Genomic DNA, 21,468 nt, shown 5'->3' with positions numbered 1-21,468 from the left:
CTGGATTTTGTTAATCAAGTTTGGCTCTAAGCTGGGAATTCCCACTTGAGGCCCAGCCAAATCTTGTCAGTTGGGCAAACAAAAGGAGCAACAGGATGAAGATAGTAGTCCTTGATGGCTATACCTTAAACCCAGGTGATTTAAGCTGGGAAGAGTTAAAAACTCTGGGAGAAGTAGCTATCTATGACCGAACCCCCAAAGACCAGGTGGTAGAAAGGGCCAAAGATGCCCCCATTTTAATCACCAACAAAACCATTCTGGACCGAGAAAACCTTCAACACCTGCCTCAGGTAAAATACATTGGCGTACTGGCCACAGGTTATAATGTGGTAGATGTGGATTACTGCCAGGAAAAAGGGATTGTGGTCACCAATGTACCTGGCTATGGGCCCAAAACTGTTGCCCAGATGGTCTTTGCCCACATCCTGGAATTAACCAACCGGGTTTATGCCCATCACTTAAGTGTAATTGAGGGAGAGTGGTCCAGGGCTCTAGATTTTTGTTATTGGAAGTACCCTCTGGTCGAACTAAGTGGCAAGACCCTGGGAATAATTGGTTTTGGGCAAATTGGAAGAGAAGTGGCTAGAATTGGCCAGGCCTTTGGGATGAATATTCTGGTAAAAACCAGAAGCATACCCAAAGAAGTGCCTGAATATGTAAAACTGGTTTCTTTAGAAGAATTAATTACCCAAAGTGATGTCATTTCCCTAAACTGCCCCTTGACCAAAGAAACAGAAAACCTGGTCAACGAAGACTTTTTAAAGGCTATGAAACCAAGTGCTTACCTGATCAACTGTAGTCGGGGACAACTGGTAGATGAGCAGGCTCTGGTTAAGGCCTTAAAAGAAGGGCAAATCGCTGGAGCAGGCGTAGATGTCTTGAGCCAGGAGCCACCTCCTGCCAATCATCCCTTTTTTAACTGCCCCAACTTACACCTAACCCCTCATATTGCCTGGGCTACTAAAGAAGCCAGACAAAGGCTATTAGACATTGCTGTAGATAATTTGCGTTCCTTTTTACAGGGAAAAGTGAAAAATAGGGTGGTTTAACTCTTGCCTAATTAAACATTTTTAGCTAAAGAGGTTTTCTTCTGGCCCGGAGAGGTGTCCGAGATGGCCGAAGGAGCACGATTGGAAATCGTGTGTACCGGCAAAACCGGTACCGAGGGTTCGAATCCCTCCCTCTCCGCCAGCAAAAAAAAGAGAATAAAGGGGAGCCAGGCGGCAAGGACGCTACAAACCCCGTCAGGCCCGAGAGGGAGCAGCGGTAGTAGTTGTCCTTGGGTGCCTGGTTTCCCTAAAAAAGGCGCTAATTAGCGCCTTTTTTTATTTTGAACAAACTTTCTTTAACTCCCTAAAATATCAACCAAAAACCTGATTATAAGGTGGTCAACCTGGATTTTACCAGGGCAAGTTCAGGTTCTTTTAACCATCTGGGCCAGGATAGGACCTCCCAGCCAGGAAAGCGCAAATAAAAGTGGTGTAAAAATAAACAATCAGCCTTTTCCTGGCCATAAAGAGGGTCTCCCAGGATAGGAAAACCCAAACCAGCCAGGTGGGCTCTAATCTGATGCCTTTTACCCTTTAAAATTTTCACCACCAACAAAGAAGAGTTTAAATCCCAACTAAGAGGATAAACCCAGGAATATCTTAAAGGGTCTTTTTCTTCCTCTTCCAATACCTTTACTTTTTTTCTCTTACTTACTTCTAAACCCCTTTTGGCCACTAAGGGCTTTTCTATCTTTCCCTTAACCCTTACTAAGTAAAACTTTTCCACCTGACCCTGATTTTGCCACTTCTTGTATTCAATTTCCCTTTCAACCTTATCTGTAGCTAAAACAATGCCTGAAGTTAAATAATCCAATCTATTTAAAAGAATTAAGGGTAAGCCTTTGTATTTTAACCAATCTTCTAAACTACTTTTTTCTTTTCCCCTGATAGAATGTAAAAAGGAGGGTTTATCTAAGGCCCAAAAAGAATCTTTTTGTTTTAAAATTCTAATTGAAAATTTTAGAGAAATATCCTCTTCTCTTACCTCTACCCTATCTCCTGGTTGTAACAGCCAAGAAGTCTTTTTTATCTTTTGAGATTGGACCAGTACTTTACCTGAACGAATTAAATCCTTGGCCTGACGCCTACTAAAAAATCTGGCCAAAAACTTACTTAAAGTAATTGCTTCTTGCTCTGTAAAAGGATAAATAAAAACTTTTTTAGACATAAAAAAAGCCCCTTTAGGGGCTTAGAGTTAAAACTGCTTATTAACTTCTATAAAGCGTTGTATCACCGTAAACAAAGTTAAAAATACATATACAACCAGACCTATAAAGAAAAGGCCTTCCCTAAAACCAAATAGGGCCAAAAGCAGTCCCCATACCAATAGAAAAACTGTTCTGGAGACTCTATCCATAAGCCCGGACTCACAAATCTTTCCCAGAGACTGGGCTCTAGCCTTAAGATAACTAATCAAAAAGGAAAAGCCCACAGCCAGAAAAAGCATTACTCCAGCTTCCTTATACCAAACACTCTGCGTACTTAAGACATAAAAACCCAGTAAATAAAAAAGGTCGCTTATTCTATCCAGAGAAGAATCCCAAAAAGCCCCCTTGGGACTTACCTTATTTTGCTCTCTGGCTACAAGGCCATCTAAAGTATCAGCCAGTCCAGAAAGGCCAATTAAAACCACTCCCCAGAAAGCATGTACATAAAACCCCAAAGGGACAAGCAGGGCCAGGACAAAGCCACTAAAAGTAAGCTGGCCGGGAGTAATTTTTTGAGAGTTTAGCCAACTACCAAATACCTTTTTAACTATTTCATAGTACCTATCGGTCAAAGGACATTTTTTCCAATCCATGTTAACCTCCTTAATTTATTCTATCTTTTAATTCAACAAAAACAAAGAAGCAAGACCTAAAAAGGTAAAAAAGCCTGCACTGTCCGTCAGGGTAGTCAAAAAGATAGAAGACGCCTGGGCCGGGTCTCGTCCCAGGGCCCTTAAGATCAAAGGAATGGAAGCTCCAGCTACTGCCCCTAAAACCATATCCAGCAACAAGGCTAAAGCCATAACCAAACCCAACTCCCTATTTTGGGTCCACAGATAAATACCTGTATAGACCATAAGGGCAATCAAAATCCCATTAACCAGGGCAATTTTGGCTTCCCTGGCCACTGCCTTCCAAAATCTTTTGGGGTCAAAGGTTTCCAGAGCTAACTGTCTAATCATTACTGCCAGGGATTGTTGGCCTGTATTTCCGGCTTGATTGGCCACTATGGGCATCAACACTGCCAAAATCGCCATTTGAGTAATGGAACCTTCAAAAAGATGCACCACATAGGCAGAAATGGCAGAGTTAAACACATTGATAATCAACCAGGGCAGTCTTTTTTTTACTGAGTAAAACCAGGGGGTATAAAGGGTTTCATCTGAACCAGCACCCACCATGGTCTGCATGTCTTCACTGGCTTCTTCTTGAATAATATCAATAACATCGTCTGCAGTTACAATACCCAAAAGCCGCATCTCATGGTCTACTACTGGAATGGCCAAAAGGTCATAACGACTAAGAAGTTTGGCCACCTCTTCCTTGTCCTGGTCATAGGTAACAAAAATAAGGTGCTGGTCCTTTAACAAAGATTTTAAAGTCTTATTGCCTGGAGCCAAAAACAAGTCTCTTAAAGACAATACTCCTTTTAAGTGTCTAAATTCATCCACGATATAAGCATAATAGGGAATTTCTATCTCTTCTGCATTTTCTCTAATCAATTTAATGGCCTGTTCAACACTGAGATTTTGATCCAGGACCAAAATCTCAGTATTCATCACGCCACCAGCACTATCAGGGTCAAATTTTAAAAGATGTTTAATGCGAACTGCATCTTCTTTTTCTATATACTTTAAAATTTTATCCCGAATATCCTTAGGTAATTCACTTAAAATATCCGTAGCATCGTCAGGAGCCATTTCCTCCAACAGGTCAGCAGCAAAGGCAGGAGGCAAGGTGGACATTAGAGCCACCCTTTCATGCTTTTCCATTTCAGTAATAGATTCAGCACTCACTTCCAGAGGTTGAGAACGAATAAAGGCCTGCTGCTCTTCCAGAGAAAGTTCTTCTAACTTATCTGCAGCATCTGCAGGATGCAGATTGTCAATACTGGCCTTGGGCCATTTTACTTTTTTGTAATTCATCTTTTTATTTTTCATCAGGGCCTCCTTTTATTAGGCCAAAAATAAAAAACTCCAGATAAAGGGATTCTTTCCCTATTGACGAGTCTTCAAAGTTTCTTTACCCAGACTTCCAACCATGGATAACTTCTCTACTTACTTCCCCCCTCAAACAAAGCCTCTGCTACTTAATCTTATTGACCTGGCTTGGCAAGAAGATGGTGAAGACCCAAGTAGCCTAATTTTTCCTTCAGACCACACCTCTTCAGCCAAGTTGATAGCCAAGGCCCATGGCCTTATTGCTGGACTACCCCTTTTAAACTTAATTCAAGAAAAGTTCAAACTTTCCTTAAAAATTACTCTTTTGGTCCACGAAGGAGCCAGAGTTAAGCCCAGACAAGTCATTGCCAAAATCCAGGGAAAAACCAGAGACCTATTAAGAGCAGAAAGGATTTTTTTAAATTTTTTAAGCCACCTTTCAGGCATAGCCACCTTAACCAGCAAATATGTGGAAAAGACCAAACCTTATGGTGTAACCCTTTTGGACACCAGAAAAACTCTACCCGGGATGCGTTATTTAGAAAAATATGCTGTACAAGTAGGGGGAGGGAAAAATCACCGCCTGAACTTATCCGAGATGATTATGCTTAAAGACAATCATCTGGCAGCCTTTCCTCACCTGCAAGAAGCAGTAAAAACTTTGAGAACCCAACTTAATCCCTGCCCACCCATTGAGGTAGAATGTGGGACCTTAGAAGAAGTAAAAGCAGCCATTAAAGCCCAGGTGGACAGAATTATGCTGGACAACATGTCCCTGAAGCAAGCTAAAGAGTGTCTGGCCCTTATTCCTTCTCATATTGAGACAGAAATAAGTGGCAATATAGACCTTAACAACATAGAGGCGTATGCCCGGTTAAAACCCACCTATATTTCTGTAGGCAAATTAACCCATTCTGCCCCAGCTTTGGATCTCAGTTTAAAGATAGAGGGAAAAAATGAAAAATAAAATTTTACAACTCAAGGAAAAGCTTGGCACGCAAGTAGCCATACTGGCCCATCACTATCAGGCCCAGGAAATAGTAGAGATTGCAGACCTCACAGGAGATTCTCTAGAACTGGCTCAAAAAATTCCCTACTTAACTGCCAGGTATTTAATCTTTTGCGGAGTCCACTTTATGGGAGAAACAGCAGCTATTCTGGCTGCAAAAGGACAAAAGGTCTTTATGCCTGAGCCTCAGGCTGGCTGCGTCATGGCCAATACTGCTCCCATCTTTTTAGTTCAAAAGGTAGTGGAAGAACTCACTTCCCTGGGGAAAAAGGTAATTCCTCTTACTTATGTAAATTCCACAGCAGAAATAAAAGCCCTCTGCGGGAGGCTGGGAGGTAGCACCTGTACTTCTGCCAATGCCAGGCAAATGCTTAGCTGGGCTTTGGAACAAGGTGATTTGGTATTGTTTTTACCTGATAAAAACCTGGGGCAAAACACAGGAAAATCCTTGGGACTAAGCGCTAAAGATATGGCTACCATCTCTCTAACCAACTTGGAAAATTTAAAAAACATAGCTTCTAAAAAACTTTTACTCTGGCCTGGAGTGTGCGCAGTACACTTTAAGTACAAACCCAAACATCTTATCCAGATTCGCCAAAAGGATTCCCAGGCCAGGATTGTTGTTCACCCTGAATGCTCTCCTGAAGTCGTAAGTTTAAGCGATGCCAATGGCTCCACTTCTTTTATCATTAAGTATGTAAAAAACGCTCCTGCTGGCTCAAAAATCTATGTGGGCACAGAAGAAAACCTGGTAAAAAGGCTGCAAAAAACTTATCAAGGGCAAAAAGAAGTTTTGTCCCTCTACCCAGTATGTTGTTCTAACATGGCCAGAACCAGGCTGGAACAGGTCCTAGAGACCTTAGAACATTTTCCTGCTGCTAAAGAAATTACTGTCTCAGAAAAATTGAGCACCTGGGCTAAAAAGGCCCTGACAACCATGTTTGAGGTTTGCTCTTAATGAGCCCTAAAAGCGAGGTCTTAATTATAGGCAGTGGCCTGGCAGGTCTTACTGCTGCCCTTATCCTGGGTAAGGCTGGTTTTACAGTAAATCTTCTTACTGAAGAAGACCTAGGCGAAGGCAACTCTTACCTAGCTCAGGGTGGAATCGTTTATAAAAATCCTCAAGGCGACCCCCAAAGCTTAGAACAGGATATTTTTCAAGCAGGATGTAAATTAAACTATAAAAAAGCTGTTAAATTAACAGCACTTCAAGGACCTCAACTGGTTGAAGATATCCTTTTAAAACAACTAGATATACCCTTTGCCAGGGAAGGTAAAAAACTCCTACTGACCAAAGAAGGAGCTCATTCTTTACCTCGCATTCTTTTCTGCAAGGACTTTACTGGTAAAGCCATAATGGACAAACTAATCCAGGAAGTAAGCAAGCTAGAAAGCGTAAAAATATATCCTCAACACCTGGCCATTGACCTGCTTACCAGTCATCACCACTCTACTCGCCTGGAATTTAAGTATCACCTGGAAAACCAGTGCTTAGGTGCTTATGTCCTGGATAAAAAAAATAAAGTGGTTCTTCCCTTTTTGGCTGAATATACCCTTCTGGCTACAGGGGGATTAGGACAGATTTTCTTACACTCCACCAATTCCCTAAGCAGTATAGGTTCTGGCCTGTCCATGGCCTATCGGGCTGGTTGCCGCTTGTTAAACCTGGAATACATTCAATTTCATCCCACTTCTCTTTTTCACCTGGCTCCTAGAAAATTCTTAATTTCTGAGGCAGTAAGGGGAGAAGGTGCCTTTCTGGTCAATCACCAGGGCAATCCCTTTATGCAGGAATATCACCCCCAAAAGGATTTAGCGCCCCGAGACATCGTAACCAGGGCAATCTGGGAAGAAATGTTAAAACACAATCAGGAACATGTGTTCTTAAATATTTCCAGGGTAAAAAATTTTCCTGAACGCTTTCCCACCATTTATCAACAATGTGTACAAGAAGGCATCCAGATCCAGAAGGAACTTATCCCTGTAGTGCCAGCAGCTCATTATTTTTGCGGTGGAATTCTGGTCAACCATCAAGGCCAAACCACTTTAAAACGCCTCTATGCTGCTGGAGAGTGTAGTTGTACTGGCTTACACGGAGCCAATAGACTGGCCAGCACCTCCTTACTGGAAGCCCTTATCTGGGGTTATAGAAGTGCCAGGTCCATTCAAAAGGCCTTACAGGGTAAAACCAAACTGCGCAAAGCGCTTTTAGCTTCTATTCCAGATTGGGAATATCCCCAAAACCCAGAACCAACTGACCCTGCCCTCTTAAAACAGGACTGGAGCACTATCAAACATACCATGTGGAACTATGTGGGGATTATTCGAAGTAAAGCCAGATTAAAGCGAGCCTTTGAAGAACTACAACTCTTAAACAAAAGATTACACGACTTTTATAGAGAAACAGAATTAAGTGCGGACCTGGTAAAGCTTTATCACGCCTGCCAGAGTGCCTATATTATTACCCGGGCAGCCTTAAAAAACAAAACCAGCCAAGGATGCCATTTTCGTAAAGACTAATCCTTGGTCCCAGAATAGGTAAACCCTTTAGCCACCATTTTGTAAAATGTTCCCTTATCCAGACCTATTACCTGCCCACAAGAGCAGTAAATCTTACCCTCTCTTTGCACAAATCCATATACTTTCTTTATTCTAGCTTTATGACACCTAAGGACTTCACCAGGACCTATTTTGTAATATTTAAAAAGCTTTTTCTTACAACCTGAACATCTAACAACAAGCATAAAGCTATTCTTTTACCTTACTTTTTAACCACTTAATCTGCCTGCAAATCCCCATAAACAGGTTATATTCATTTTTCCTTAATTTCACCCGGTTAAAAAACCTTTTTACCGGCAGCATAAAGTAGTCTGGATTATTATCTGCATGCAAAAAATCAATGGCCAATAAAGTTTCCTTTAGATTGTCAAAAAGTACCTGCAAATCCTTTTGCGAGGCCAGTTTGAGATTTTTGTCGTGAATGGGTCTTATTTTGCGGGAAGATAATTGCTTAAAACACTCATAAAGCAAAATCATAACTGCCTGGGCCAGGTTTAAGGACCAGGCTTCTGGCATAGTAGGTATGGAAACCAGCCTGGAACAAAGGGATATTTCTTCATTGGTAAGGCCCTTGTCCTCTGAACCAAAGACCAAAGCTACCCTACCCTTTAAATATACCATCTCCTTAATCTCTTGAGCAGCTTCTTCTGGAAGCAAGATATTTTTGCGCCATCCCCCAATTCTAGCAGTGGTGGCCACACTTAAATTAAAGTTTTTAAGCGCTTCTTCCAGAGAAGAATAAAGGGCAATGCCCTCTAAGATTCTTTTCCCTTTGGGAGTAGCTAAAGGCAAGGCCTTTTCCAGGTCAAAATTAAGGGGATTTACCAGATATAAATTGGGGCAGCCCATATTGGCACAGGCCCTTGCTACAGAGCCTATGTTTTCCGAAAATTTGGGCCGCACCAGAATTACACTGAGATTTTCTAACACCAAATTACTCATTTAGACATTAAAGCGAAAGGTTATGATATCTCCATCCTCAACTATATAATCCTTGCCTTCCAGACGTAAGGCTCCCTTTTCTTTGGCCAATTTAAAATCCCCATACTTTTCAAAATCTGCCCAGGACAAAACTTCAGCACGAATAAATCCCTTTTGTAAGTCTGAATGAATAACTCCAGCAGCTTCAGGTGCTTTACTCCCCTTACGCAAGGGCCAAGCCCTTACTTCCTTTTCACCAGCCGTTAAAAAGGTAATTAAATTTAAAAGCTCATAGGTTTTTCTAATCACCCTAGCCAAAGCAGATTCCTTAATTCCCAAATCTTCCATAAACATCTGCAGTTCTTCTGGGTCACTTAATTCAGCCATTTCTTTTTCTAATTTGGCAGAAACCAGGATGTGCTCCTGTCTGGGTTTGCCTTCTGGTAAAGAATAAGAACTTAACTTGTTTTCAGATACATTCCAGGCATACAAAATGGGCTTGGCACTTAAAAAACAATAACCTCGAAGTTCAGGAGCTAAAGCCAGTTCTTCCACTTCTCGCAAAGGTGTTTCAGCTTCCAAAGTTGCTTTTACCTGTTCCAGCAAGGCTTCTTCCTTGGGGTCTACTAAACCCTTGGCTTTTTTCTTGTCTATGGCCATCTTTTCCAGCTTTTTTTCCACCACAGCCAGGTCTGCAATCAAAAAATCCGTCTCAATAGCCTGCCACTGATTTTTGGGCTCATTTACTCCAGAAAAGCCATCCAGTACAGCCAGTAAACAGTCAAAGGCCCTGATTTCATTTAGCAATCTATTGCCCAGGCCCTCTCCCTTGCCTCCACCACCGGGAATATCCACATATTCTATTTCTGTATAAGTAATCTTTTTGGGATTAAAAAGAGCAGCCAAAGGGTCCAAACGAGGCTCAGGCACCTTTACCATGGCTCGGTTTAAATTTTCACTGCCTGGGCCAGCCAAAGCCCCAAAAAGATCTGTTTTTCCACTGCCAGCAAAGCCTAAAATAGCGGTTTTCATATTACCTCCCTAGAATAAAACCCATTATACAAATGGGTATTAACATCTATAAAGTAAAAATAGAAATAATAGCTCCTGCCATTACTACCCAAAGAATATCCACCTTGCGATACAGGGCAATAAAGGACAATATCGTTATAAGTAGTTTATACAAGCTCCAATCTACAGCAAAAGAAAATTTAACAGTAACTGCAAGTAGTAAACCAACAAAAGATACCAAAACTCCATTAAGAGCCCTTTTAAAATAAACATTATGTTGAATTTTATCAAAATAGGGAACAGTAAAAGTTAAAACTATCAGGGAAGGACTAAACATACTAATAGTAGCAACAAGAGCACCAATAATACCAAAACACAAATATCCAACAAAAGTGGAAGTTATAACTATAGGTCCTGGAGTAACCTGTCCTAAAGCAATTCCATCCATAAAAACCTTGCTGCTTAGCCAATGCATATGTTTAACAACTTCATGAAACATTAAGGGTAAAGAAGCATATCCTCCTCCAAAGGCAAACAAATCAATTCTGGCCATAAGATAAGCCAACTTAAATAATTTTCTATCAAACAAGAAAAGTAAAAGTAGTCCCAGCAAAAAAATAAACAAAAGAGCAAAAGAGCCAGCTGAATTTTTTTTAGACTTTAACGAAACCTCCTGAGCATTAATTTTTTCATAACTATTCTTTGAGTATATAAAAACTCCCAGGACAGCACATCCTAAAATAGCTAAAATAGGATTGCCATTAAATAGTAAAAATGTAGCAGCCAATATAGTAAACACTATATCAGCCCAAGTCTTTAAAATATTTTTGGCAAAACTTAAGGTTGCATTAGCTACAATGGCAATGACAATAAGTTGAAGGCCATTAAAAAGGGACATCACAAAATTTACATTTGCAAAGCGTTGATATAAAGTGCTAAAAACAAGCATCAATAAAAAGGCAGGTAACCCAAAGCCTATATAGGTACAGAGTGCGCCTAAAACTCCTCTAGTTCTCAATCCAACATAAGCAGCCATTTGCATGGCAGTAGCTCCAGGTATAGACTGACAAATAGCAACACCATTTTGAAAACATTGGCCTGTTAGCCACTTATTTTTATTTACTGCAAGCTCTTTGATATAAGCTACCATAGCTGGACCACCAAAGGCAGTAAGTCCTAATTTTAAAAAAGAAAAAAACAGTTTCCTGTAAGGTATATTTTGGGGGTTCATTATTTTTTCATTTAATACAAAGAAGTTAGCATGCTTAGAGCCAAAAGGTCTATCAATGAACCTCTTGTCTTTAGTCAACCTGTGCCTAGATAATGAAAATTCACTGGGCTGTCTATGTTGGAAATGGGGAGAAATAAGACACTATCTTTAGACTCGCTGAAATTTAGGCAAGCTATTTCAGCAAATAAATTCAAATATAACAAAAAAGCTTGCCTAAATTTAAAGAAATTATAACAAATCCAGGAAAAATTCTTCCTATTTATATTTAAATATTCTTAGTTAAATATTATATATTTAACCATAATTCTTTCTAATATATTATCTTTTTAATATATCTAAAAATTTTTTTAAAGATTTATCTAAATTTGTATTATATATAAATGTAATATTATTAGTATCAGGCATAATATTATACCTGGACAATCTCTTTTTAATCATATCATCAGGTTCTCTCTTTCTCATATTAAGTCTTTCTTCTATCTTTTCTACACTCTCAGTTATATATAATGTATGTACATAATTAAATTTCCTTTCAAAGCAACTTACTTTTTTTCTAGATATAGAAATAATAACTTTTTTATTTTTTAAACAAATTTCGTTAAAACTTATCCCATACAAATTATTATAAGCTTTCCAGGTGGTAAAAAAGAATCCACTTTTCTCTAAAATAAAAAAAGCTTCTCTAGATAAATAATAATTTTCCTCATTTTTATCAGGCTTCCTAGTAATATATCTTTTCAAAAAAATAATTTCTTTATTATCTTTTAAATATTCCTTTGCTAATTTAATCAACGTATCTTTACCCGCACCACTAGGGCCAGTAACTAAAAATATCTTTGTATTCATTATATATCCTTAGAATAAACAATTTTTCCATTACAAATAGTCATAACAACTTCTGGTGGATAATCATTATCTTTAATAGCTACTAAATCCGCTTTCTTACCTTGAGCAATTAGCCCTCTATCATTTAGTCCAAGAATTCTGGCAGGATTATAAGTAATGAAAGAAAAGGCTTGTTCTAAATCCATATTCATATCTTTATGCAATAAATAAACTGCTTTAAGCAAGGAAGAAGGATGATAATCTGAACAAAGATAATCACAAAGTCCCATATCAATAAGTTCTCTAGCCGCAATATTGCCAGATTGACTTTTATTTCTTACTACATTTGGCGCACCCATACCTATAGCAATATTTCTTTTCTTAGCTTCTCTAGCTACTTCTAAAGATACAGGAAATTCCGAAATAGTTATTCCTGCTTTATAAATAAAATCCAACTTCTCTAAAGTATCATCATCGTGAGAAGCAACCTTCAAGTTATGCCCTTTTGCCAGTTTAATAACCTTTAAAATATGTTCTACACTCTTATTCATTTTTTTATTTTTTAATAGTTCAAGTTCTTCTAATTCCAATTTATAGCTAGACGAAAAATAATGATTCCAAGCTTCTATAGATTTAAATTGTCCTTGTCCTGGAGAATGATCCATAATGGAGATAAGATCTACATCTCCATTCTCTATTAAACTTTTAACTATTTCTATAGATTCATAAGTAGAGACATCATATCTTAGATGAATTAAATTATTTACATCCAAACCATAATGTAACTCTTTTATTTTTTTTATAATATTTTTAGAAAACTCATGACTTCTTATTTTCCCAGGTATCTCAGTCTCAAAGGCAATTGCATGAAATACAGTAGTTATCCCTAAAATCTTAATTTTTCTATCCAAATCAATAATAGATCCTTCTAAAGGGAAAAACACCCCTGTTCTGGGTTCTATTTCTTTTTCTATAGCATCAGAATGCATATCTATAAACCCAGGAGTGATAAGCATATCCTTAAGATCATAATCTACATCCTGGTTGTATTTTTCACATATACTATCAATAATATTATTTTTAATACAAATAGTGCCTGAAACAATTCTATCTTTTATTAAGATTCTTTTTGATTTTATCTTAAAACATTTTCTATTCATTATAGAAACTCCCTATTTTTAAAAATCTATCACTAACATCTTTTATTAAATCAAACTCATGAAATATACCAATAATAGTTACCTTATCTTTTTCTCTTAATTTTTTTAAAATATCGATAACTATCTTTTTTCTCGTTTCATCCAAAGAGGCTGTTGGCTCATCTAGAAGGAGTAACCTTTTAGGAGCAATGATTGCTCTAGCAATATTTACTCTTTGTTGTTCGCCACCAGAAAAAGTTAAAGGAGATAAGTCATGAAGACTTTCTTTTATCCCTAAAAGCAATAATAACTCTTGTGCTCTTTCTCGAGCTTCTTTTTCAGCTACACCTAGTTCTAATAAAGGTTTTGCTACTAATTTTAAAGTAGATACCCTTGGCAAGACTCTTAAAAACTGACTTACATATCCTAGCTCTTTTTTTCTAATCTCTAAAATTTCATCATCTTCTATAGAATGTAGATTAATGTTTTCTCCATTATCTTTAGTAAGAATAATTTCTCCAGAAGTTGGTTTATAGGTTCTATAGATACACTTAAGGATGGTCGATTTTCCAACTCCACTCGGTCCAATAATTGTCAGGAATTCTCCTTGCTTTAGATTAAAAGATATCGAATTCAATACTTTTATTGTCTTACCTCTCTGAGTATGTAATTTAAACTTTTTTTCTAAGTTATAAACTCTTAATTTCAACATATTCTCTCCTATAACATACTACTTATAAGCAATTGGGTATAAGGATGCTGAGGGTCTTCTAAAATTTGATCTGTCAATCCCTTTTCAACTATCTCTCCATTTTTCATTACAGATGTTATCTCTGTTAAATGTTTAATTACATTTAAATCATGAGATACTAAAATCATTGAAAATTTAAATTTATCTCTAAGTTCTTTAATCAAATCAATAATTTTTGCTTGTATAGAGACATCCAGTCCTGTAGTTGGCTCATCTAATAACAAAAGTCTGGGAGAATTAGCCAAGGCTTTGGCTATCTGAATTCTTTGTTGCTGTCCTCCTGAAAATTTCATAGGCAAATCTTTACTCCTAGAGATATCTATTTCAGTTTGGGAAAGTAATTCTAAAACTTGTTTTTTTATATCGTTAAATCTTCTATTACCAAATCCAATAATTCTTTCAGCTACATTAGCTCCTGCTGAAAAATGAAAATTTAACCCTCTTTCTACTTTTTGAAAAATTATAGAAGCAAAAGAATTTCGATATCTACTTTGCTCTAATAAATTAAAACAAAAAGCATTTTTAGGAGAAGACATATTATCTTCATATAAAAACATACTTCCCTCATCTGGATTTTCTAAAAGGTATAAAATATTTAGTAAGGTAGATTTTCCACTACCACTTTCTCCTACAATCCCTAAAGATTGACCATCTCTTAAAGAAAAATTAACTTTATTTACAGCAACAATACTGTTACAATATGGACATTTAGAGGTATTATAATTTGCTCCTGTAAATTTTTTACATCTTCCACAGGAATTACCAAATATCTTACTTACTTCTTTTACTTCTATAAGCATATCTATTCCTCTCACAGAAATCCGTATCATTACAATAATAATGTTTTTCACCACAACTATCCTCAAATATATCAAAAAATACTCCCTTGGCCCCACACTTTTCACATCTTATTTCTTCATATAACTCTATTTTAAATTCTATATCTTCAAATTTAAGGGGTTCAACTTTTGTATAAGGAGGTATTGCATATATCTTTTTTTCTCTACCTGCTCCAAATAATAACAAAGATTTATTATTATTTAACTTAGGAATATCAAATCTAGGAATAGGAGATGGATCCATAACATATCCATCATTAACTCTAACAGGATATCTATGTGTAAATCTACTATCACCTACTGCAAAAATATCATCAAAAAGAAGAATCCATAGCTTAGAATAGTCATGAAAAGCATGTAATTTTTTTTGTATATAGCTATCAGGCTCTACAGTAACCAAAACATCTGGATATGGCACCTGAAAAACTAAGATTTGCTCTTCTGTAGTAGGAGTTTCTGGAATCCTATGTCTAGTCTGAATTATACTGGCTTTAGTTGTATCTTTTGTTGTCTTACAAAAAGAACAGGAACTAATAAATTCTCTAAGAATTACTGCATTAACAGAATCGTCACTTCCTTGATCAATTACTTTTAATATATCCTCTTCTTTAATTATAGTTAAAGTTATTTGTAATCCTCCTGTCCCCCATCCTCTAGAAATTGGCATTTCTCGTGAAGCAAAGGGTACAATATATCCAGGTATTGAAATGGCCTTAATTATAGCTCTTCTTATTTCCTTCTTAGTGTCTTCATCCAAATAAGAATAGTTAATATATTTACTCATCTTTTTTACTCCTTTCCACAACTTTAAGATCAGAATGAAAAGTAACATAATGAGGTAATTTATAATGATTGCAAAATCCAAGGGACTCAATACTATCTATATGCATCAATACTAACTCTTTATTCTGAACAATACTCTTACTATCTAAAGTGTAAGATGGATAACTCATAGCAATATCTAAAACAGCCATAGCAATAGCCTTTGTCTCATTAAAGCCAAAACAAAAACCATATCCAACTGTGAAAAAAAATTCATCATCTTTTTTTGAAGTTCCAACAACTTCACAGGAAGTAGCTCTTATTTCTCCTAATTTTACCTTTTTACCAGTAAGTGGATGTTTAAAATAAATACCAACATAACCAACTCTCAAGTCACCTATAGTAGGATGAACATCTCCATAGCCTCTCATAGAGGTATAAGCTAATAAGAGCATCCCTCCAGTTTCTCCTCTTGACATTATTTGTAAAGCAGCAGAACGAGGATAAGGCGGGGAAGGAGGAGTTCTGGTAATATCAAAAGGCTTTTCTTCTTCTACTTGCAGAGGCAAAATTAATCCTTTATTTTTTATTAAATCTACAGCACTAGCTAATTTTTCATTATCTATTAACCTTTCATACTTTAAAGGTTCTTCTCTATTTTCTTTTAAATTAAAAATATCATTATTTAAAATTTTTAACACATAATCGTTAGTTGGACCTAATATTTGTCCACCAGGTATATCCTTAAAAGTAGAAGAAATTCTTCTAATCACTCTAAAATCTAAAATAGATATAGGAAAAGAATCTCCAATTCTCTTATAAGTAGTTTTTTGTGCTCTTAAATAAAATGAAGAACAAAAAGAATCTCCTCCTGCTAATATAATAGCCTTATCTACTAATTTTTCAGAATAGAGCCCACCTTCACTTAACACCCTATCTATTAGATAAATATTCTTATTTTCTTTAATGAACTTAAAATATTCTATCCTAGAATGTTTTATAGCTTCTTCTCCACCTTTAGCAGCTACGTAAGCCATTATTCTACCTCTATGTTGATTGTTCTTGGTAACCCAAACACCTTACCTTCTAAGGTTAAAATAAACATATCAATACCCAAGGGAAAATCTTTATTTTTATTTAAAAATAGTTTGATAAGTTCATAATCTATAGGTAAATAGACATCTAATTTTCCATTAACTCCAGGACCAGATAAGCAATATCTTATGTTATTACTATAGCCAGTCTCTAAAAAAACAACAGCACTTTTTTCTGGATTTAAAAAATCACCTATTTTAACTTCTTGAATAGCATAAAAGTTTTCAATTTTACTTAGAAAAATATAATCAGCTTCTTGAATAGAGCTTTTTTTACCATTAGTTAAAATATCAACATAACCTAAGATATTTTTATCTTCTAAATCTACATAGTAACTTGCCTCTGAGAACACAAATACAGAAATTGCTGATAAAAGATAAGATTTATTAATGGGCTCTATAACAAAACACCTTCCAGGAAAGGCTAAGGCATTCATAAAACTTCTAAAATTGTTTCTATTTATCTTTTCAATATCCATTTTTACACTCCATATTTAAACCATAATTTCAAAGTCTACCTTTGTACTTGTAGCTATCTGCCTGTCTTTATTTATTACTAGATTATAATTATCTATTCCATTTTTTAATAATTTTTTTATTTCTTCAACATATATACCCTGTGCAAAACAAGAGTCCAGAATAGCAATATACTCAGAGAGCTTATTATCTATATCTTTTACCATTGACCATCCTTCAACTTTATTAACCTTCACATAAGATTGAGTAAATAAAACCTCTCCTGCATAAAAAATAATATCAGAAACCTGATCTTTTACAGGTATGTTTAACAATACCTGGTCTGGTGGGACAACAACTTCTACATTTTCTTTCTCTCTTATATTTTTTATTACTTTTTTTATCTCACCCCTATCACAATACTGTAAAAAAAAGTTTAAATCTTCTCTTTTCATATTTATACCACCTTATATCTAATATAAGCACTTATTTTATCAATAATATATACTGTAATTACTATCATAATCAAAATAGTTGAAACACTTCCATTATCAAAAGAACGCATGGCATCAAACAAATAAAAACCTATTCCACCAGCACCCACGAAACCAAGGACAAAAGCGGATCTAACATCAGACTCAAATCGATATAGAACCATCGAAACAAAATGAGGAAGAGTCTGAGGTAAAACAGCAAATCTTATTACTTTTAAAAAACTAGCTCCTGTAGAAATTAAAGCTTCTATAGGAGCTGGATCTATATTCTCATTTCCTTCAGCTAACAGCTTGGCTAAAACACCTGCGGTATGAATACCTAAAGCTAAAATTCCAGACATAGGTCCCAAACCAACAGCAGTAACAAAAATTAAGGCCCACACAAGTTCATTGATAGACCTAAAAATATTAGCTAAAATAAAAGCAAAATAATATATGCATTTCCTTACAATAATATTTTTTACCTTTTTACCTGGAATCATAATATTTAATAAATTCCTAGAAGATAAAAAAGAAAGAGGAAATGCTATTATTATAGAAATAATTAAAGCCAATAAAGCCATCTGGATAGTTTCTACAATAGCTTTAAAGTATATTTTTAAATAATAAGGACTTAAATTTAAATCAAAAAAACTACTATTTTTTATGTTGGGATTTCCCTTAATATATATCCAAATAGATTCTAATCCCTCTATAAGTTTTAAAAACCCCATTTCTGTAGAATGCCAAGACCAGGCAAGCACCAGGAAAAAAATAACAAATATTACAACATTCTTTAGCTTTAAAGGAGAAATTTCTTTTTTTATTTGTAAAGCATCCATATAGACATCCAATTTTTGTTTTTTAAAGTCCTCTATAACTAAGATAGAGGACTTTAAAGTTAATTATTTCCTTTTTAATTTTTCTTTAAACTCTATTAACTCTCTTACACTATTATATAGACTATCATCCGCAGGACCATAACCCTTTATTTTCAATTTATTTAAACCTTTCTTATCCTTAAAAGAAATGAAAGCTCCTTTTAAAGCCATTTTTAAAGAAGATGGTAAATCTTTTCTTACTGCAATTGGAGATCCTGGAATCATCTTAGATTTCCATATAATATTAAAGTCTGACTCTGACCAGTGCTTACCCAAACCTCTAGCAAAATCTAAATCATTAGTAGAAGCAGCATCTACTTTGCCATTTTTTACAGCTAAAATAGAAGCTTCATGACTTCCTGAATATAATACTCTACTAAAGTATTTATTAGGATCTATCCCTATGCGAGCAAAAAACACTGAAGGAACTAAAGTACCACTTGTAGACTGAGGATCTGTAAACGCCCAACTATGGCCTTTTAAATCTTCTATACTCTTTAATCCAGAACCTTTTTTGGTAATAATCAAACCATAATACCCAGCAACTCCTGTATCTTTATTTAACTCTACAGCTATAGCTTCTGCATTAGCCCTCTTAGCAGCTTCACAATAAGATTTTGGGCCAAAGTAAGCTACGTCTACCTTTTTAAACATCATGCCTGTAATAACAGCAGAATAATCATCAGCCACTTTAAAATCTACATCAATCCCCAACTCATTTGCTAAAAAATCAATCAAAGGCCTAAAACTTTCAGTCATTTCCCTACTAGAAGCTACAGGAATTACAGCAAAAACAATTTTCTTAGGCCATTCTTGTCTTTCATCTTTAGCAAAAGACAAATTACTTACCAACAAAAAAAACAAACTAAATAGAACAAACAAAGCTTTTTTCATAATTTAACCTCCTAAATAAAAATAAAAATTATGCAATTAAATACTTATCATACACTTCAGAAGTATAAATATAGCTATTAGCATCTGAAAAAATATTTTTAATATGTTTCTCCAGTAGAAAATCTGCTCTATTATTAAAAACTATTTGACCATGTTTTATTCCAATAATCTTTTTTGCATATTGCTTAGCTATATCTAGCTGATGAAGGTTAGCTACTACTGTAACCTGCAATTCATTATTAACTTTACATAATATATCCATCACCTGTTTTGAACTATATACATCCAGGGCAGCTACTGGTTCATCTGCCAGAATTATTTCTGGCTCTTGAGACAACGCTCTAGCAATTGCTACTCTCTGTCTCTGGCCACCAGATAACTTATCACATCTCACCAGTGCTTCTTTTTCTAACCCAACTATTTTTAAACAATTATAAGCTTTTTCTAAGTTCTCATCTTTATAAAGCTTTATCACAGATCTGCATAATGATATTTTAGAAAGCATTCCTGTTAATACATTTTCTATAGCACTCATTCTTTCCACAAGATTAAACCCCTGAAAAATAAAACCTATTTTACTTCTTAATCTGGAAAGATCTTTCTTATTAATATTATTTAAATCATAACCTAAAACTCTTACTTCTCCCTCAAAAATATCTGTTTTTCCAGATAACGTTTTAAGAAGAGTAGTTTTTCCAGCCCCAGAACACCCTATTATACCTACAAACTCTCCTTTTTTTATACATAACTTTATAGAATTAAGTACTTTTTTTTCCTTATAACCTATTGTTGCCTTTTCAATTTCAATAACCATAAAACCTCCTTTGTTTTGTTAGGAAGTATATTAGTGTACTATGTTACCAATATGTTACATAACAATAAAAAAAAGATTACATTGTCTCTATCAACCACTAATCCTATGAAAAACACTTCAAAATCTCCCAAAAAACTTCTAGACTTAACCGACATAAAGACAAATTAATCAAAATTTGACTCACAAAAAAATTGACTAACTCCAACAAAAAGTATAAAAAGCTTCCTCTGTTTGGGCGCCCGTAGCTCAGCTGGACAGAGCAGGAGCCTTCTAAGCTCTTGGCCGGGGGTTCGAATCCTCCCGGGCGCACCACCAAAAAAAGAAAAGGAAAGCTTACCCTTCTGGGGTAAGCTTTTTTATTATCCATGCCTGCCTGTAAACGCTGTGCCAAATGCTGTGAGACCAGCCCACCCACTTTACACCAGGAAGATAAGGAACTGGTTATTCAAAAAATCATTGCCAGGGATAAACTTCTTACCCTGCGCCAGGGTGAAGTGGTTTTTGAGCATAGCAGCCAACAATACCTTGTTTTAAAAGAAGAGCTTATTAAAATAAGAACTGAAAACTCAAAATGTATATTTTTGGAACAAAACTCTTGTTCCATTTACCAAAACAGACCCATTGAATGCAAAAATTTCTTTTGCAGTCAGCCTCAAAACTTACTAAACATCCAGTATAAAAATCTTCTGCACAGATTGGATATTATCAAAAGAAAATCTGCCCTGGGAGAAATCATTCAAGAACACGAAAATATATGTAATCTTCATAAATTAAAAAAATATTTAAAAGAAAAAAATATCAAAAAAGTAGAAGATGCTCTATACTTTGATTTTAATATTAGAGAATATCTGAAAAACAAGTTGGAATTAAAAGATAGTATTTTAAATTTTTACTTTGGCAGGCCTTTAGAAAAAGTTTTAGACCTCATTAAGCCTTTTTTAAGATAGTTTTTAACCTTCTTTAAAAGACATAAAAAGCAATAGATATAAAATGACAAACACTGCCTATTAAGACAAACAGATGAAAAATGGCATGGTTAAACTTTACTTTCTTTAGGGCATAAACAATTGCCCCCAAAGTATAGGCAACCCCTCCAGCCAATAACCAGATAAGCCCGGGTAAGGAAAAGTTTTTAACTAAAGGGTCTAGAAAAAAAATTATCATCCAGCCCATCCCCAGATAAGTAAGTAAGGATAAAAAGGTATACCTGCCAGTAAAAAATATCTTGAGGACAATTCCCAGCAGGGTTAAAACCCAGGAAAGGGAAAATACAGTCCAGCCCACCTTATCTGGCAGAACAATCAAAGCAAAAGGGGTATAAGTACCAGCAATAAAAACATAAATGGAAGCGTGATCAATTGCTCTTAGCTTAACTCTTAAACTTTCCTTTTTTATACTGTGATAAATAGTAGATACAGCATAGAGATTGATAAAACTAAGTCCAAAAGCAAGGGCACTAAGTAAATAGACATTATCATCATAGTTATTGGATAGATAAATTAAAATACCCAGGGCAATTAGACCTAGAAAGGTACCTAAACCATGTGATATTATGTTTATCTTTTCTTCTAAGGGAGGATAATATTTTACTCTTTTATTCATTGTTAAACTT

24 protein-coding genes, 2 tRNA genes and 1 other RNA gene are annotated in these 21,468 nt (G+C 35.5%); 8 read left to right on the top strand and 19 right to left on the bottom strand.

Annotated elements, in window-relative coordinates; genetic code table 11:
* The first annotated feature begins 95 nt into the window (after positions 1–95).
* The 3 genes from ACTCIM_RS05165 to ffs all read left to right on the top strand — a co-directional run bounded on the left by ACTCIM_RS05165 (position 96) and on the right by ffs (position 1,303).
* Positions 96–1,049: a D-2-hydroxyacid dehydrogenase gene (locus tag ACTCIM_RS05165; RefSeq protein WP_472314250.1), complete on the top strand. Its 954-nt coding sequence runs from the start codon at positions 96–98 to the stop codon at positions 1,047–1,049.
* A 48-nt stretch (positions 1,050–1,097) separates the two neighbouring features.
* Positions 1,098–1,191 (top strand) — tRNA-Ser (locus ACTCIM_RS05160).
* 16 nt (positions 1,192–1,207) lie between these two features.
* Positions 1,208–1,303: signal recognition particle sRNA small type (gene ffs, locus ACTCIM_RS05155), an RNA gene on the top strand.
* Positions 1,304–1,377: 74 nt separating this feature from the next.
* Here the strand turns inward: ffs and ACTCIM_RS05150 are convergent.
* The 3 genes from ACTCIM_RS05150 to mgtE are packed head-to-tail and all read right to left on the bottom strand — an operon-like array spanning position 1,378 to position 4,197.
* The gene (locus ACTCIM_RS05150; protein WP_472314248.1) at positions 1,378–2,217 is read right to left on the bottom strand and encodes a pseudouridine synthase; all 840 of its coding nucleotides are present in this window, start codon (positions 2,215–2,217) and stop codon (positions 1,378–1,380) included.
* Between the two features lie 27 nt (positions 2,218–2,244).
* Positions 2,245–2,850, bottom strand: coding sequence for a CDP-alcohol phosphatidyltransferase family protein (locus tag ACTCIM_RS05145; protein ID WP_464278424.1), 606 nt, complete (start codon positions 2,848–2,850; stop codon positions 2,245–2,247).
* A 27-nt stretch (positions 2,851–2,877) separates the two neighbouring features.
* The gene (gene mgtE, locus ACTCIM_RS05140; protein ID WP_472314245.1) at positions 2,878–4,197 is read right to left on the bottom strand and encodes a magnesium transporter; all 1,320 of its coding nucleotides are present in this window, start codon (positions 4,195–4,197) and stop codon (positions 2,878–2,880) included.
* 100 nt (positions 4,198–4,297) lie between these two features.
* On the opposite strand from mgtE, the gene nadC reads away from it, so the two are divergent.
* Genes nadC through nadB form a run of 3 tightly spaced genes read left to right on the top strand, consistent with a single transcriptional unit; the run spans position 4,298 to position 7,726 of the window.
* Positions 4,298–5,164 (top strand): carboxylating nicotinate-nucleotide diphosphorylase, encoded by an 867-nt coding sequence (gene nadC, locus ACTCIM_RS05135; protein ID WP_472314243.1) that lies wholly within the window; start codon positions 4,298–4,300, stop codon positions 5,162–5,164.
* Positions 5,154–6,164: a quinolinate synthase NadA gene (nadA, locus tag ACTCIM_RS05130; RefSeq protein WP_472314241.1), complete on the top strand. Its 1,011-nt coding sequence runs from the start codon at positions 5,154–5,156 to the stop codon at positions 6,162–6,164. The genes nadC and nadA overlap by 11 nt, the downstream gene beginning before the upstream one ends.
* Positions 6,164–7,726 (top strand): L-aspartate oxidase, encoded by a 1,563-nt coding sequence (nadB, locus tag ACTCIM_RS05125; RefSeq protein WP_472314238.1) that lies wholly within the window; start codon positions 6,164–6,166, stop codon positions 7,724–7,726. Before nadA ends, nadB begins: the two co-directional genes overlap by 1 nt.
* Here the strand turns inward: nadB and ACTCIM_RS05120 are convergent.
* From ACTCIM_RS05120 to phnC, 15 genes are all read right to left on the bottom strand, one after another.
* Entirely contained in the window at positions 7,723–7,950 is a 228-nt protein-coding gene (locus ACTCIM_RS05120; protein ID WP_464278428.1) for a hypothetical protein, read from the bottom strand. The two genes, nadB and ACTCIM_RS05120, sit on opposite strands and share 4 nt — an antisense overlap.
* Positions 7,951–7,954: 4 nt before the next feature.
* The gene (locus ACTCIM_RS05115) at positions 7,955–8,695 is read right to left on the bottom strand and encodes an RNA methyltransferase (protein WP_472314236.1); all 741 of its coding nucleotides are present in this window, start codon (positions 8,693–8,695) and stop codon (positions 7,955–7,957) included.
* 12 nt (positions 8,696–8,707) lie between these two features.
* Positions 8,708–9,718 (bottom strand): DUF933 domain-containing protein, encoded by a 1,011-nt coding sequence (locus tag ACTCIM_RS05110; protein WP_472314235.1) that lies wholly within the window; start codon positions 9,716–9,718, stop codon positions 8,708–8,710.
* A gap of 46 nt (positions 9,719–9,764) precedes the next feature.
* Positions 9,765–10,928, bottom strand: coding sequence for a chromate efflux transporter (gene chrA / locus ACTCIM_RS05105; RefSeq protein WP_029965928.1), 1,164 nt, complete (start codon positions 10,926–10,928; stop codon positions 9,765–9,767).
* 318 nt (positions 10,929–11,246) lie between these two features.
* Positions 11,247–11,774: a hypothetical protein gene (locus ACTCIM_RS05100; protein ID WP_472314233.1), complete on the bottom strand. Its 528-nt coding sequence runs from the start codon at positions 11,772–11,774 to the stop codon at positions 11,247–11,249.
* Positions 11,774–12,913 carry an alpha-D-ribose 1-methylphosphonate 5-triphosphate diphosphatase gene (locus ACTCIM_RS05095; RefSeq protein ID WP_029965919.1) on the bottom strand — a complete coding sequence of 380 codons (1,140 nt, stop codon included), beginning with the start codon at positions 12,911–12,913 and terminating at the stop codon, positions 11,774–11,776. The genes ACTCIM_RS05100 and ACTCIM_RS05095 overlap by 1 nt, the downstream gene beginning before the upstream one ends.
* Positions 12,906–13,604 (bottom strand): phosphonate C-P lyase system protein PhnL, encoded by a 699-nt coding sequence (gene phnL, locus ACTCIM_RS05090; RefSeq protein WP_035259857.1) that lies wholly within the window; start codon positions 13,602–13,604, stop codon positions 12,906–12,908. Before phnL ends, ACTCIM_RS05095 begins: the two co-directional genes overlap by 8 nt.
* A gap of 8 nt (positions 13,605–13,612) precedes the next feature.
* Positions 13,613–14,443, bottom strand: coding sequence for an ATP-binding cassette domain-containing protein (locus ACTCIM_RS05085; RefSeq protein WP_472314230.1), 831 nt, complete (start codon positions 14,441–14,443; stop codon positions 13,613–13,615).
* Positions 14,415–15,266: an alpha-D-ribose 1-methylphosphonate 5-phosphate C-P-lyase PhnJ gene (locus ACTCIM_RS05080; RefSeq protein ID WP_029965912.1), complete on the bottom strand. Its 852-nt coding sequence runs from the start codon at positions 15,264–15,266 to the stop codon at positions 14,415–14,417. Before ACTCIM_RS05080 ends, ACTCIM_RS05085 begins: the two co-directional genes overlap by 29 nt.
* Complete coding sequence (locus ACTCIM_RS05075; protein WP_029965904.1) at positions 15,259–16,281, bottom strand: carbon-phosphorus lyase complex subunit PhnI; 1,023 nt, start codon at positions 16,279–16,281, stop codon at positions 15,259–15,261. The genes ACTCIM_RS05080 and ACTCIM_RS05075 overlap by 8 nt, the downstream gene beginning before the upstream one ends.
* Positions 16,281–16,817 (bottom strand): phosphonate C-P lyase system protein PhnH, encoded by a 537-nt coding sequence (locus ACTCIM_RS05070; protein ID WP_472314227.1) that lies wholly within the window; start codon positions 16,815–16,817, stop codon positions 16,281–16,283. Before ACTCIM_RS05070 ends, ACTCIM_RS05075 begins: the two co-directional genes overlap by 1 nt.
* Before the next feature lie 15 nt (positions 16,818–16,832).
* On the bottom strand, positions 16,833–17,249 hold the full coding sequence (locus ACTCIM_RS05065; RefSeq protein ID WP_029965892.1) for a phosphonate C-P lyase system protein PhnG: 417 nt from the start codon (positions 17,247–17,249) through the stop codon (positions 16,833–16,835).
* A 2-nt stretch (positions 17,250–17,251) separates the two neighbouring features.
* Positions 17,252–18,109: a phosphonate ABC transporter, permease protein PhnE gene (gene phnE / locus ACTCIM_RS05060; protein WP_472314224.1), complete on the bottom strand. Its 858-nt coding sequence runs from the start codon at positions 18,107–18,109 to the stop codon at positions 17,252–17,254.
* A 63-nt stretch (positions 18,110–18,172) separates the two neighbouring features.
* Complete coding sequence (gene phnD, locus ACTCIM_RS05055; protein WP_472314221.1) at positions 18,173–19,042, bottom strand: phosphonate ABC transporter substrate-binding protein; 870 nt, start codon at positions 19,040–19,042, stop codon at positions 18,173–18,175.
* Positions 19,043–19,070: 28 nt separating this feature from the next.
* Complete coding sequence (gene phnC, locus ACTCIM_RS05050) at positions 19,071–19,856, bottom strand: phosphonate ABC transporter ATP-binding protein (RefSeq protein WP_472314219.1); 786 nt, start codon at positions 19,854–19,856, stop codon at positions 19,071–19,073.
* Between the two features lie 235 nt (positions 19,857–20,091).
* On the opposite strand from phnC, the gene ACTCIM_RS05045 reads away from it, so the two are divergent.
* Together ACTCIM_RS05045 and ACTCIM_RS05040 are read left to right on the top strand one after the other, a co-directional pair.
* Positions 20,092–20,168 (top strand) — tRNA-Arg (locus ACTCIM_RS05045).
* A 53-nt stretch (positions 20,169–20,221) separates the two neighbouring features.
* Positions 20,222–20,803, top strand: coding sequence for a YkgJ family cysteine cluster protein (locus tag ACTCIM_RS05040; RefSeq protein ID WP_472314217.1), 582 nt, complete (start codon positions 20,222–20,224; stop codon positions 20,801–20,803).
* Between the two features lie 13 nt (positions 20,804–20,816).
* On the opposite strand, the gene trhA is transcribed toward ACTCIM_RS05040, so the two are convergent.
* Positions 20,817–21,458, bottom strand: coding sequence for a PAQR family membrane homeostasis protein TrhA (gene trhA / locus ACTCIM_RS05035; protein ID WP_029965874.1), 642 nt, complete (start codon positions 21,456–21,458; stop codon positions 20,817–20,819).
* Positions 21,459–21,468: the final 10 nt, after the last annotated feature.

Source organism: Desulfonauticus sp. (genome assembly GCF_055126295.1).
The sequence above is the reverse complement of the archived record's forward strand: the minus strand, read 5'-3'. Positions and strand labels throughout refer to the sequence as shown.